At 62.7% G+C, this 13,095-nt stretch carries 13 protein-coding genes; 8 read left to right on the top strand and 5 right to left on the bottom strand.

Annotation, left to right across the window (positions count from 1 at the left end; translation table 11 throughout):
* Positions 1-568 precede the first annotated feature (568 nt).
* The gene (locus AC0L3J_RS26100; protein WP_473348782.1) at positions 569-895 is read left to right on the top strand and encodes a hypothetical protein; all 327 of its coding nucleotides are present in this window, start codon (positions 569-571) and stop codon (positions 893-895) included.
* A gap of 66 nt (positions 896-961) precedes the next feature.
* Here the strand turns inward: AC0L3J_RS26100 and AC0L3J_RS26095 are convergent, their stop codons facing one another.
* Both AC0L3J_RS26095 and AC0L3J_RS26090 read right to left on the bottom strand, forming a co-directional pair.
* Entirely contained in the window at positions 962-1,786 is an 825-nt protein-coding gene (locus tag AC0L3J_RS26095; RefSeq protein ID WP_473348781.1) for a lytic murein transglycosylase, read from the bottom strand.
* Positions 1,787-1,917: 131 nt separating this feature from the next.
* Positions 1,918-2,826 carry a DUF2189 domain-containing protein gene (locus AC0L3J_RS26090; protein WP_473348780.1) on the bottom strand — a complete coding sequence of 303 codons (909 nt, stop codon included), beginning with the start codon at positions 2,824-2,826 and terminating at the stop codon, positions 1,918-1,920.
* Positions 2,827-3,159: 333 nt separating this feature from the next.
* Between AC0L3J_RS26090 and AC0L3J_RS26085 the strand changes: the two genes are divergently transcribed.
* The gene (locus AC0L3J_RS26085) at positions 3,160-3,549 is read left to right on the top strand and encodes a DUF3597 domain-containing protein (protein ID WP_027518105.1); all 390 of its coding nucleotides are present in this window, start codon (positions 3,160-3,162) and stop codon (positions 3,547-3,549) included.
* Positions 3,550-3,602: 53 nt separating this feature from the next.
* Here the strand turns inward: AC0L3J_RS26085 and AC0L3J_RS26080 are convergent, their stop codons facing one another.
* Positions 3,603-3,878 carry a GNAT family N-acetyltransferase gene (locus AC0L3J_RS26080; protein WP_018458006.1) on the bottom strand — a complete coding sequence of 92 codons (276 nt, stop codon included), beginning with the start codon at positions 3,876-3,878 and terminating at the stop codon, positions 3,603-3,605.
* A gap of 103 nt (positions 3,879-3,981) precedes the next feature.
* Here AC0L3J_RS26080 and AC0L3J_RS26075 point away from each other — a divergent pair, with 103 nt between their 5' ends.
* Positions 3,982-4,911, top strand: a complete 930-nt coding sequence (locus AC0L3J_RS26075) for a tetratricopeptide repeat protein (protein WP_473348779.1) — start codon at positions 3,982-3,984, stop codon at positions 4,909-4,911.
* Between the two features lie 63 nt (positions 4,912-4,974).
* Here AC0L3J_RS26075 and AC0L3J_RS26070 read toward each other — a convergent pair whose 3' ends face one another.
* Positions 4,975-5,331, bottom strand: a complete 357-nt coding sequence (locus AC0L3J_RS26070; protein ID WP_473348778.1) for a hypothetical protein — start codon at positions 5,329-5,331, stop codon at positions 4,975-4,977.
* Between the two features lie 94 nt (positions 5,332-5,425).
* Here AC0L3J_RS26070 and AC0L3J_RS26065 point away from each other — a divergent pair, with 94 nt between their 5' ends.
* The 3 genes from AC0L3J_RS26065 to AC0L3J_RS26055 all read left to right on the top strand — a co-directional run bounded on the left by AC0L3J_RS26065 (position 5,426) and on the right by AC0L3J_RS26055 (position 8,506).
* Positions 5,426-5,923: a hypothetical protein gene (locus AC0L3J_RS26065; protein WP_456764219.1), complete on the top strand. Its 498-nt coding sequence runs from the start codon at positions 5,426-5,428 to the stop codon at positions 5,921-5,923.
* 105 nt (positions 5,924-6,028) lie between these two features.
* Positions 6,029-7,636 carry an acyl-CoA synthetase gene (locus tag AC0L3J_RS26060; protein WP_473348777.1) on the top strand — a complete coding sequence of 536 codons (1,608 nt, stop codon included), beginning with the start codon at positions 6,029-6,031 and terminating at the stop codon, positions 7,634-7,636.
* Between the two features lie 9 nt (positions 7,637-7,645).
* Positions 7,646-8,506, top strand: coding sequence for a PCC domain-containing protein (locus tag AC0L3J_RS26055; protein WP_473348776.1), 861 nt, complete (start codon positions 7,646-7,648; stop codon positions 8,504-8,506).
* 16 nt (positions 8,507-8,522) lie between these two features.
* Here AC0L3J_RS26055 and AC0L3J_RS26050 read toward each other — a convergent pair whose 3' ends face one another.
* Complete coding sequence (locus tag AC0L3J_RS26050; protein ID WP_473348775.1) at positions 8,523-10,595, bottom strand: DUF1217 domain-containing protein; 2,073 nt, start codon at positions 10,593-10,595, stop codon at positions 8,523-8,525.
* A gap of 261 nt (positions 10,596-10,856) precedes the next feature.
* Between AC0L3J_RS26050 and AC0L3J_RS26045 the strand changes: the two genes are divergently transcribed.
* Both AC0L3J_RS26045 and AC0L3J_RS26040 read left to right on the top strand, forming a co-directional pair.
* A complete protein-coding gene (locus AC0L3J_RS26045; protein WP_473348774.1) occupies positions 10,857-11,624 on the top strand; it encodes an AAA family ATPase in 768 nt (255 codons plus the stop codon).
* A gap of 887 nt (positions 11,625-12,511) precedes the next feature.
* A complete protein-coding gene (locus tag AC0L3J_RS26040; RefSeq protein ID WP_473348773.1) occupies positions 12,512-13,093 on the top strand; it encodes an SRPBCC family protein in 582 nt (193 codons plus the stop codon).
* The last annotated feature ends 2 nt before the right edge of the window (positions 13,094-13,095 follow it).

The raw sequence follows: 13,095 nt of genomic DNA, 5'->3' as shown, positions 1-13,095 counted from the left end.
AGAGTGGTGCAGTGCGAAAGTTCCGATGTTGCGATGCAGCTAAGCGCTGGATGCATGGCATTGGTAACGGACGATTAACCCAGCAGCACTCCCGCCCAAAGGGTGGGCGAAACAGGGAAAAGAGCGCTGAAAATGCCCGTTAATTCACGGGTTTGTCTTAGCTCGGCCGGTTCCATTCAGCGGTGAAATAGGCTGCTTTCCGGTCATCGCAAGATGATTGACTAGCTTCTACACCCAAGTCTCGCATGCGCGAATCGCATGGTGGGTGGTGCATAAAAAGTGAATATATATTCATCTTTTGGCCTGCGGTACCTCTTCCACTGTGGCCAGCGATTCACCTGACGCCGGCGGATTCGATGTGACGAACGGCGGCCAGGAGACGAATCCATTCCGCATGGTCCGCTCTAACCGCCGCCCGGGCGCGGTGCACACACGCCGAACGTGTGGCGTTGATTACAAACGTGTAATGAAAATCAGAAATTTTGCAGGTGGCTCTGCGTGGCGCGCAACATCACGCAATTCTCGCGGGGAATTCATTGCGTCAAGTTGCCGCGCCCGGAGGAAGGTGATGTCGCAGAATCCGGCAATGTCGCTGGCTCTGGCCCAAGAACAAGAGAAGGAAGGTAACGTCATGACGAAGTTACTCGGGGTTATCGCTATTGCCGCTGTCGCGTTCGCCGTCGCGCCGGCCCAAGCCGCCAAGCACGCCGCCGCCGGCTGCAGCTCGGCCAATCTGGAGAAGACCGAGACCGCGATCGAGAACATGGCCGATGGTGACGGCAAGTTCGTCGCGCAAAAGGAGATCGCAGCCGCGCAGGACTCGCTGCTCAACGGCAAAATGGGGGCGTGCGGCGCGCATCTGAACAAGGCGATGCACGCCACCATGGGCAAATAGGGGTAAAAACGCACAGAGAGGGCCGGTCGCGGGCGATCGGCCCTACGCGTTTTTGACGAGGGGTTGCTAAGGAGCGCGCGCGAGCTGCGTGGCGAAATAAGCGATGGTCTTCGAGTAGACCTCGCTTTTGTTCCACTGCTGCAGCACCGCGAAATTCGGGCTGCCCGGCTGCCAATCCTTACCCTTCTGCCAGCCATATCCGGCAAGATAGTTCGCGGTGGAGGCGAGCACGTCGGGGGCGTTGTGCAGGAGATCGCGCTTGCCATTGCCGTCGAAATCGACGGCGTATTTCATCCATGACGACGGCATGAATTGGGTCTGTCCGAGCTCGCCGGCCCAGGCGCCCTTCATGTCGGCAGGTGCGAGGTCGCCGCGTTCGACGATGCGGAGCGCATCCAACAGCTCGGCGCGAAACTGCTCGGAGCGCCGGCAGTCATAGGCCAGCGTCGCCAGCGAACGGATGGTCGCGAACTTGCCGGTATTGACGCCGAAATCGGTCTCGAGACCCCAGATCGCGACCAGCACCTCGCCGGGCACGCCGTAGGTCTGCTCGATCCGCGACAGCACCGAGCCGTATTGCTTCATCATGTTGGAGCCGCGCGTCAGGCGCGGCGGCACCATGCGGCCGGAAAACTCCTCGAAGGTCTGGCTGAAGACCTTCTGCGAGCGGTCGCGGTTGAGCACGCTCTGATCGAGCGTCACACCGGCGAGCCCGGCGGAAATGGCCTGTTGCGAGACGCCTTTGGCCGCGGCGTCGGTTTTGAAGTCTGCAAGCCACGCGTCGAAATTTCCCGAGCCGCAGGCAACCGCGGCGAGCGCAGGCTGAGCGGATAGGATGGATGCGGTGATGGCTAAGGCTGCGAGGGCGAGACGAGAAATCGTCGGGGTCATTCGAGCAAATAAATTCCGTGAAGTGATCTGACCGGCGGGCGCAATCTCGATGGAAACCGCGGCCAAAGCAAGGCGTATGACAGTGCGCGATCCTGCCCGCTCCGGGGGCAGGATCGCACGTCACGAAATCGTCAGACGTCGGTCCGATTGCGCCAGGGGAAGAGGTTGGCGGGGAAGTCGGCGGCCGGCTTGCGTGGACGATGCGGCGGAGGCGGCACCGGACGCGCGCCCGGATCGGCCGCGATCACCTTGCGGTAGAGATGCCAGGTGGCATGGCCGAGCACGGGGACGACCACGGCAAGGCCGAGGAAGGCGGGAATCGTGCCCAGCGCCAGCAGGACGGCCACGATCAGGCCCCAGGTCGCCATCGGCACCGGGTTCTTCGCGACGACGCGCAGCGACGTCACCATTGCCTCGAACGCGCCGGCATGGCGGTCGAGCATCAGCGGGAACGACACGGCGCTGATGCAGAGCGCGGCAAGGGCGAACAGGAAGCCGGTGCCGCAGCCGACCACGATCAGCCACCAGCCTTGCCGGCTCGTGAGCACGCGCGTCAGAAAATCCGAGATCCCGGACGCGCCCTCATAGCCGAAAGCGGCGACGTAGATCGCCTGCGCGGTCGCAACCCAGGTCACGAACAGGGCCAGCAGCAGCGCGCCGAGACCGAGCATGGCGCCGAAGGAGGGCGAACGCAGCACCTCCATGGCATCCCAGGCGCTGGCCTCCTCATAGCGCTCGCGCCGGCTGGAGAGCTCGTAGAGACCGAGCGCCGCGAACGGGCCGATCAGCGCGAAGCCCGCGGCCAACGGAAACAACAACGGCAGCACTGAATAGCCCATCACCACGCGGGCGAGCACGAGGCCCAGCACAGGATAGATCACGCAGAGGATGATGGCGTGGCTCGGCACCGCCTTGAAATCGTCCCAGCCGCGCTTGAGCGCATCGTGCAGATCGGAGAGTTGGATCGTTCGGATCACCGGTCCAGCCGCTTCTGCGGTCTGGGCCATGGTGGGGACATTGCCCGGGTAGAGTGTGGCCATGGTCGCTAGCTCCCTTGCCATGCGGCCGCATTTGGCGCCAGCAAACGGCGCAAGCGGCCGCTATTCTGAGTTTCGCGATCCCCAACCAGACGCGAATTCCGGATGGCATCGCGAACTGAACGTCAAGCGTACGCCCATTTGCGAGTCCTGTCCCTCACGCTTGGGTGAGATTCGATGCCGCAGCGCAACCTCGATGATGTCATTCGGTCGTCATTTCGCCGTAGATAAGCTGATGCTGCTTGCTGGTCCGCGGAACTTTGCGGGTGCAACGACGCAACTTGGTCTATAAGTGCCACTCAAGGCCCTCCAGCGGGTCCTTTTCGGGGAGCAGACATGAGCATTTTCGGGAAAATTATGGGCGCGATCTTCGGTAGCCAGCCAGCTTCCGCCGCGCCCGCAGGCAGCGCACCGTCGGGCAGCGCGCCCGCAGGGGCCGCGCCGAGCGGATCGGCGCCCGCGGCGACGGTGGACGTTGCCTCGATCGTCGACGCGGCGGCCGCCGCGCACAAGGGCGAAAAGCTGGAATGGCGCACCTCGATCGTCGATCTGATGAAGGCGCTCGACATCGATTCCAGCCTCGCTGCGCGCAAGGACCTGGCCAAGGAGCTCGGCTACAGCGGCGACACCAACGATTCCGCGACCATGAACGTCTGGCTGCACAAGCAGGTGATGTCCAAGCTCGCGGCGAATGGCGGCAAGCTGCCGCCGGAGATCAAGCACTGACCGATCGCCCGGTCGCAATCCAAGGGCCCGCGATCGCGCGGGCCCTTTTGCATTCAGGCGACGAGATCCGCATCTTCCGGATGCCTGTCGAGATAGTCGACGACGAAGCCGCAGCCAGCGATCACCTTCCTGCCGTCGCGGCGGATCAATTCCAGCGCGCCCTTGACCAGCTCGGAGCCGATGCCCCGGCCGCGCAGCGCGCGCGGCGTCTCGGTGTGGGTGATGATCACCGCCGACGGCGTCAGCCGGTAATTGGCGAAGGCGATTTCGCTGCCGACATCGAGCTCGAAGCGGCTTCTGTCCTTGTTGTCCCGTACCGATGGCGCCATGGAAAATCCTTCCGACCTGCTGCTTGCCTTTGATCTAGGCGTCTGAACCGGCCCTTGCCAAGGTGCGACCAAGAGAGGTTGCCGCAGGGGAGATATCCGGAAAATGCGTGTCCCGCTCAGCCTCATCGCGCTGCTCGCCGCGCTGATCTCGCCGGCTCCGGCGTCGGCGGCAGGCGGTCCGGCCTGGGAGGCTTGCGTCGGACTGGCCAGCACGCCGGACGAACGGATCAAGGCCTGCTCGACCGTGATCGATACCAAGAGCGAGAGCGGAGCCCGGCTCGCCGGCGCTTATTGCAATCGCGGTCATGGTCTGACGGAGAAGCGCGAGCTCGACGCGGCGCTGTCCGATCTCGACGAGGCGATCAGGCTCGAGCCCAGCTATGCCTGCGCCTACAATAATCGGGCCCGTGTCTACAGTTTCAAGCACGACTACGATCGCGCCATTGCCGATTACGACCAGGCGATCAAGCTCGATCCGTCGCTGGCGCTGGCCTACAGCAATCGCGGCGAGTCGCGTTTCAACAAGGGCGATCTCGACGGTGCGTTCGCCGACTTTGACGCCGCGATCAAGCGCGATCCCAAATACGCCGTGGCCTATGCCAATCGCGCACTGGTGTATTACCGCAGGCGCGACATGGCGCACGCCATCGCCGACTACACCACGCGGATCAAGCTTGCGCCCGATCTGCTCGCCTATATCGACCGCGGCAACGTCTATCGCGACAGCGAGCAGCTCGATCGCGCCGCCGCCGATTATGGCGAGGCGATCCGTGTTGCGCCGACCGACGCGCGCGGCTGGCGTAATCGTGGCATGATCCGGCTCTATCAGGGCGACAGCAAGGGCAGCCTTTCCGATTACGACAAGGCGCTGCAATACGATCCCTCCGACGTGTTCTCGTGGAACAACCGCGGACAGGCCAAGCTGCGGCTCGGCGACAAACAGGGCGCGATTGCCGATTTCAGGAAGGCGCTGGAATTGAAACCGGGCCTGCAGACCGCACAGGAGTCGTTGCGGAAGCTCGGAGCGTTGTAGCTCCCGGTCGCTTCTCGCGACGACGGGGCTGGATTTCCACAGGTCGTTATAAGACCGGATGCTTCAATCGGTCGCCTTGGCGAGCCTGGAATCCTCCGGCTGCGGCTGCGGGCGCAGGCATCCCTGGCAGATGACGAGGGAACGGTTGACCCTGGCGTCCTGCTCCGCCTCGATGCCGTCCTGCGCCTGCCACCATTCCTTCGAATAGGGCTGAAGCCCGGCTTGCGACCTGTTGCGCTCGGATCGGGCGACCCGTGTTGGTTCTGAAGCCGCGCGTGGGCGATTGGGATTTTCGCCGGCGCCGTCCCAGGCGTAACGCGCAGGCTTGAAAGCGGGATCGGAGGCGAGGTGCGCTTGTGGGCCCACGGCACATCCGGCAAGCGCCAGCGACAACAGGAGGAGGGCGGGCGCTTTGACCATGATGCGGCACTCTGTACGCGAGAACTGACCAAGGTTGCGCCGATCATGTTTAAAATTTCCTGAACGATCGCGGCTGCGCTGGCGACCAATGCCAATGCGATATCTGATCCTCCTGCTCGTCCTGTTCGCAAACGCTGCGCGCGCCGAGAACGCAAAGCCGTTCAATCCTGTTGACTATCCGCCGGGCGTGCAGAAGGCCGTGCGCTACGCGAACGAGGAATGCGAGAGCCAGGGCGGTGGCGCGGTGACTTTTGCGCCCGATACGGTGCGCAGGATCGATCTGACCGGTGACGGCCGCGATGACTACATCGTCGATTTCCGCGACACCAAATGCGGCGATCGCGAGACGACCTATTGCGGAACCGGCGGCTGCGTCATGAACATCCTGGTCACGTTGCCGGACGGCAGTGTGCAACCCGTCTTCGATGGCCATGTCCGCAGCTACGGGATCAAGTCGAAGCCAACGAAGCGGGGTGCGGGACGCACCATCCGCTTCGATCTGCATGGCAGCTATTGCGGCGGCTTTGGTGCGCAGGCCTGCGTCAAGGAGAAGGCCATCACGGCTACGCCGTTCGCGTTCAAGCAGCCGTAGGGCAGGCGTGCGGCCGACGGCCTTGCGAGGTCGTGGGCGATGGCGATAAATGGGCTGCAATGAGCGGGCGGCTCGCGTGCCGTCCGCCGCCGAAGAGGAAGCCCGATGCAGCCCCTGCGCATGTCCCGTCGCGTCATGAATCTCGCTCACATGCTGACCCAGAATGCGCGGCGGCATGGGACGCGTCCCGGTTTCGTCTGGGGTGACAGATCCTGGACCTGGCGCGAGATCGATGCGCAGGTCTCGGCGCTCGCGGCAGCCCTCGCGGCGCGCGGCATCGCGAAGGGCGACCGCATCCTCGTTCATTCCAAGAACGGCGACGAGATGTTCTTCTCGATGTTCGCGGCGTTCCGGCTCGGTGCCGTCTGGGTACCCACCAATTTCCGACTGATGCCGGACGAAGTGACTTATCTTGCGCAGGCCTCCGGCGCGAAGGCGTTTCTGTGCCACGTCGATTTCCCCGAGCACGCCGCGGCGGTGAAGGGTGGCGCGCTGGAATTCACCTGGAGCATCGACGGTCGGGCGCCATTTGCCGAAACGTCGGTTGCGGATGCCGTCGCGTCGCGCGGCGGCACGGTGGTCGAGAACGTCGCGGTCGAGCACGACGATCCCTGCTGGTTCTTCTTCACGTCGGGGACCACCGGCCGCTCCAAGGCTGCGGTGCTCACCCACGGCCAGATGGGTTTTGTCGTCACCAACCATCTCGCCGATCTCACGCCGGGCGTCACCGAAGCGGATGCCTCGCTGGTAGTGGCGCCGCTGTCGCATGGCGCCGGCGTGCATCAGCTGGTGCAGACCGCGCGCGGCGTCTGCACGGTGCTGCTGCCGACGGAGAAATTCGACATCGACGAGGCGTTCCGCTTGATCGAGGCGTATCGGGTCAGCAATCTCTTCGTGGTGCCGACCATTCTGAAGATGATGGTCGAGCATCCCGCCGCCGACAAATACGATCATTCCTCGCTGCGCCAGGTGATCTATGCGGGTGCGCCGATGTATCGCGAGGACCAGAAGGCTGCGCTGAAGAAGCTCGGCAAGGTCATCGTGCAGTATTTCGGCCTCGGTGAGGTGACCGGCAACATCACCGTGTTGCCGGCGGCGCTGCATGATCCCGAGGACGGGCCGCACGCGAAGATCGGCACCTGTGGCTTCGAGCGTACCGGCATGCAGGTCTCGATCCAGGACGACGAGGGCCGTGAACTCGGCGCCAACCAGAGCGGCGAGATCTGCGTGATCGGCCCCGCGGTGCTGGCCGGCTACTACGACAATCCCGAAGCCAATGCCAAGGCGTTCCGCAACGGCTGGTTCCGCACTGGCGATCTCGGCCACATGGACGAGGAGGGGTTCGTCTACATTACGGGACGAGCCTCCGACATGTACATCTCCGGCGGCTCCAACATCTATCCGCGCGAGATCGAGGAGAAGATCCTGACCCATCCTTGCGTCGGCGAGGTCGCGGTGCTCGGCGTGCCCGATGCGACTTGGGGCGAGGTCGGCGTTGCCGTCTGCGTCGCCCGCGAAGGCGCGAAGCCGGTGAGCGAAGCGGAGATGGCGGCATTCCTCTTGCCAAAAGTGCCGCGCTACAAGATGCCGAAGCGGTTCTTCTTCTGGGAGGCCTTGCCGAAATCCGGCTACGGCAAGATTCCGAAACGGATGGTTCGGGACGAGCTCGAGGCGCGCGGCCTGCTCGATCTCGACAAGATACGGGCGGGCTGAGCGAAGGTCATGCGCAGCATCAAGCAGCCCGGCGCGCCGGTCGCCGAACGCATCCAATGGGTGGAGGCGAGGGGACGCGCTTTCTCCTTCACGCTTCAAGCAGGTCTGCCGCTGCTGGAAGCCGCGCGCCGCGGTTTTGCCGCGGAGGGGTTTTCCGGCGGCGTGCTCAGCTTCGGGCGCGGCGCGCTCGGGCCGTTCGGCTATGTCATGCCGGCGCTGTCGAAGACCAGCGAGAACGCCGCGTTCTATAGCGACACCTTCCGGCCAAGCGGCGTGACGCGCACCAGGCTCGGCAGCATGACGCTGGGCATGCGCGATGGCGCGCCGTTCTTTCATTGCCATGGGCTGTGGACGGAGGCCGATGGCCGCGGCAGTGGCGGCCACATGCTGCCGGACGAGACCGATGTCGCCGAGCCGTTCGAGGTCGAGGCCTTCGGTATCGATGGTGCGATGTTTGCCGCCGAGCTCGATCCCGAGACCAACTTCAAGCTGTTCGGGCCGGTGGCGGCTGCGAGCACCGGCGCACGCACGACCAGCCGCGCGTTCGCGCTGCGGCTGCGCCCCAATCAGGATTTCGCCTTCTGTCTCGAAGACTTCTGCCGCGCGCACGGCATCGCGCGCGCGAAAATCCACGGCGGCGTCGGTTCGACCATCGGCGCCCGATTTACCCATGGCGGCGTGACCGAGCCCTTCGCAACCGAGCTTGCGGTAACAGCCGGCACGATTGCGGTGGGTTCCTCCGGCGCGCTCGAAGCCGCACTCGACGTCGCCCTGATCGACTACACCGGCGGCATGGCGGAGGGCCGGCTGATCCGTGGCGACAATCCCGTGCTGATGACCATGGAGCTGGTGCTCGAGGTGTTGGACTAGTCCCGGGGAGCGATCATCAGTGGGTGCGTAGCTTGGCAATGGCCAAGTACGTGGAGTCACTGATCCCCGAACCGGATCCCTGAAACAGGTTGAGCAGAGGGGATTGACCCTGGCCGGTGCTCTGGCTGTTTCTGATGTCATACATGGCGGAGAAACGGCTCAGCAGCTTTGTAACCTTCGCGGGATCGGACAGATCCTTGATCTTCATGAATCTGTCCACGAACTTGGCCTGCTGATCGATCGGCATCGCCGCCATCGAGTCAGGCAGATTGAAGGTGGTCCTGAACACCTCCGAAAGCGCCTTGTCGGCAAGGATGTCGTACGCGGACGTGATGTCCCCCGCCTTCCGTTGGAAATAGATCGCCAGGCGCACGCCGGGATTTGCATCCCCTTGCTGCTGCTCCAGGCTTTGTTCGACATAATTCGCCTGTGTTTCCCGAAACTGATCCCGCTTCTGCGGACCCATCATCGGAAGGCGCGCGACGTTGCCCTTGCTGTCGAAATTGAACGACGCGACGATTTCGGCAAAGCGAGGATCGTTCTCGGTGTTCGCGAAGCTCTTTGGATCGTTCAGGTCGGAGCTGAAGATCTTCTTGAGAAATTCCGTGCTGACCTTCCTGGGGTCCAAGCCCTTTGCCAGGAGGATGAAATCAACCATCGGCCTGTTTGCGAGAAGATCGGAAACCCTGTCGATGCCGGTGATGGCTTGCTGATATTCCGACGCATCCTTCGTGGCCTGTGCCCGAACTGCCGCCTGCTGCTGGGGAGTTGCCGTGCTTGCGCTCTTCACCGCTGCAACGACATAGTCCTTCGCGATCTGGAGGACTTCAGCCGAGTCCTGAGCCACCAACGGGGTCGTCAGATTACCTTTTGCGTCGAAGTTGAAGGCGCGGGCCAGCTCCAGATATCGATTGTCCTTGAGAGTATAGACGTAGCTCTTGGGGTCGTTGAGGTCGCTTTCGAGCACGGCCGTGACAGTCGCCGGCGAGACGTTTCCGGGATCGAGGCCAACGGCTCCCAGCGCAAAATCATAAACGCCCGGTGTCGATACGAACGCCTGGACTGAATTGATCTTGAGGATGGCAGTTCTGAATTGCCTGATTGCAAAAGCTTCGTTCAACGGGCTTGCCGCCGAATAGACGTCGGACTTGCTGTCGTCGAACTTCTGTTTCGTGATCGTGACATTTGCAGCAGTCTGCGCCGACACACCTGACGGCAGCGATCCGTCGGAGGAAAACTCGAACGCACCGGCCAGGTCGACGAACCCGCCGATCGTCCCTATCTGGTCGCTGAGGCTGGAAATGCTGCTCGCATATGACTCCAGGTGATATTTTTCGACCAGGATCTGGACGTTCAACTGGGTCACGTTCGCGCCCGGTTGCGATAGTTGGGCGGTGTAGTCGGCTATCCTTGAAGTGGCCGCGGTGACATCCGATCGGGCCTGAGCAAGGTCGGCGTTGAGGCCACTCAATTGAGAGGCGAAAGTGGTGTTGACGTAGCTGCTGGGATCGGATGGATCGCTGCGCAAGACCTGACTTATCGTGTCACGCGACCACTTGCTTTGATCGATCCCGTACGCCGAATAGACGTAGTTGCGAAGGCGGTCGTTGTTCAGGAGCTGGTCTGCACTGCTGATGTTGCCGATTTCGGCGCTGTAGTAATTGGAGTCGCTGGCAAGTGCATCGACCTGGCTCTTCCTGGTCGCCGTGTACAGGCCGATCATCTCATCGGTCTGGTTCTCCGATTCCGCAACCGGCGTGGCACTGCCATTGAAGGAAAACGCGGCGGCGAACTCGCGGTAGCGCTTGTCGACCAGCTTGTTGACGAAGCTGTTTGCGTCGGAGAGGTCGCTCTCCAGCACCTTCTTCATGAAGGCTTTGGCGTAGGCCATGTCTTCCAGGCCATATGCCTTCGTTGCATAGTGATAAAGGCGATAGTCTTTCATGAAGTCGTCGACGGACTTCACCTTGCCGATGTGGGCTTTGTAGTAGGCGGCCTCTCGCGCCACGTACTGTTGCTGTTCGACCCGCGTCAGGGACTGCTTGAGATTGCGCGTGATGTAGCTGTAACTGAAATAGGTCGATACCATCGCGCACTCCTCGCGGCTCTTACGGTCCCGGACGTCCGTCAATCATTGCGGGGTCGGGAGGTGGGGACTGGCCTCGTGCCGGCAAACTGTCTCAGAGCCAGGTTCTCCAAGGCGATTTCGGACCGCAATCCCAGATGCCAGTTTGCCCTCGCCACGCGTGTCGGGGTTTGTTGCTGCATGTTTCTCAGATGCAGCTTTCGCGAGGGTTTCGTTCCTGATATGTTCACATCAAAGATGGTCGGAATGGATCAGAACCCGGACATGAGCCGAAGAAGCAGCCGAACGATCAACCTGCCGGCGCCTTACCTGAAACGTGTCTGGCTCGACCCGTCGCAGGTTCGCGATCGCGAAGTCTATCCGTTTTGCCTGCCCATCTTTCCGGATGATTTCGATCTCAACTTCGACGCCGCCATCACGATCATCGTCGGAGAGAATGGCACCGGGAAGTCGACGATTCTCGAGGGGATTGCCGCGCTCGCCGGCTACGACGATGCCGGTGGCGGGAAGGGTTACATGCCGGTCGATCACTCCGAAGCGCGGGAGAAGATGGGTGGTCAACTCTCCAGGGCGCTGCGCGCAAGTTGGCTGCCGAAAATCACGAATGGCTGGTTTTTTCGCGCCGAGAGTTTTTTCTCGGTGGCGCGATATCTCGACAAGGCCGCACGTGATGTCGGCCAGCTCGGTCCCGATTTCCTGTCGCATTCCCATGGCGAAGGCTTCCTGCGCTTCTTCGAGGAGCGTTGCCAGCGCCAGGGCATTTTCATCTTTGACGAGCCTGAATCGGCATTGTCGCCGGCGCGCCAGATCGAATTTCTGAAGCTGCTGCGACGCATGGAGGATTCCCGCATCTGCCAAGTCATCATGGCGACCCATTCGCCGATGCTGATGGCCTATCCCAACGCACAGCTGCTCCAGCTCGGGAAATACGGCCTGGAGCCGACGACGGTGGAGCAGACCGATCATTACCGGGTGATGCGGGAGTTCTGTGACGACCCGCGCGGGTTCGTGGAGGCGACGTTGGGGGAGTGATCGGGCGGCGCGACCGGCACTCTCTGTCTCGGTGGTCATTGCGAGGAGCTCTTGCGACGAAGCAATCCAGAGTCTCTCCGCGGAGGTACTCTGGATTGCTTCGCTGTGCTCGCAATGACGGAGCGAGCAGCATTCGTTGTTCTCCACCAACTCGCTTCTGAATCGTAGACACATCTTCGCCTCCTCGCGGCACATCGCGCCCGAGCTTTGCGGTCATCACAGCCCCCAAAAATGCCGAGGGCGCAGGGAAGGCCGGGTGCCGGCTGGCACCCACGGTCCACTGTGCGAAGGTTGCGCTACAAGAGGCTGCACAGCGGCATACAGGTGAAGCCCAACACACGGCCTTCCCTGCGCAGTGGTTTTACGGCTTATGTCGCGCTCTCCCCGGGGAGCGATGCACTATTGCCCCCGTCGCCTTGCGGATGGCTGATGCTGCGGACCCGGTCGGGCCGCCACATCACCGCAACACTTGGCGCACAGACCCCGGGCGCCAGGACCACACGATTTTGCCGTACGCAGGCTGCACCGGTCGTGTGCGCGACGCCTTCGCTCACGGTTTCCCGCCCTGCAAAGCCCTTCGCGCCGACGCCGCCTGCGTCCACCACGTCCCATCCCGCGTTCGTGACGATCGCGATCCGCCCCTCGGCCGGGTTGGGATGGCTCTCTATATGATAATCCGAAATACGGATAAAGAGAAATATTTTTGCACACCGTGATTGACCCTCTGCTTGGGTGTTTTGCCCGCCGGGCGGCAAGGGGTTGTGGGGCACGCGGACACCCGCCGCAACGTGGCCACGAACGGGTCTCCCCCCGGCCGCAAAATGCGCTACCATGATCCCAGCGCGCTTCAAGTCGCGCATGATCAACGAGACGCATGAGGAAACGAGATGAGGGTGACGATTGGACGGCGCACGGTCCTGGCCGCGGTGCTGACTGCCGCGGGCGTGCTGGCTTTGACGGCGGCGTTTGGCCCGGCTTCGACATCGGCCTGGGCCCACGGGCCGACCCGGCAGAAGGTGCGCGGATCCATCGAGATCAACGCCGCCCCGGCCAAGGTGTGGGCCGCAATGGGCAATTTCCAGGACATGAGCTGGCTGCCGCCGGTCACCAAGACCCAGGGCGAGAAGGGCAACGAGATCGGCGCGACGCGGAAGCTGACGCTGACCGGAGGCGCGACCGTCGACGAGGAACTCTACAAGTTCGATGCCGCCGCGATGAGCTATTCCTACCGGATCACCAATGTGGACGTGAAGGTGCTGCCGGTCACCAATTATTCCTCGACGCTGACGGTGACGCCGAGCGCTGACGGCAAGGGCTCGACCCTGGAATGGGCCGGCGCGTTCTACCGCGGCTTTCCCAACAACGATCCGCCGCCGGAGCTGAGCGACGAGGCCGCGGTCAAGGCGGTGAAGGGGCTGTACCAGGCGGGCCTCGAGGCACTCAAGAAGAAGATCGAGAGCGGAAGCTGACT

The organism is Bradyrhizobium sp. Kon37, from assembly GCF_055807535.1.
Note: the sequence above shows the minus strand (reverse complement) of the source record. Positions and strands in the feature narration are given on the sequence as shown.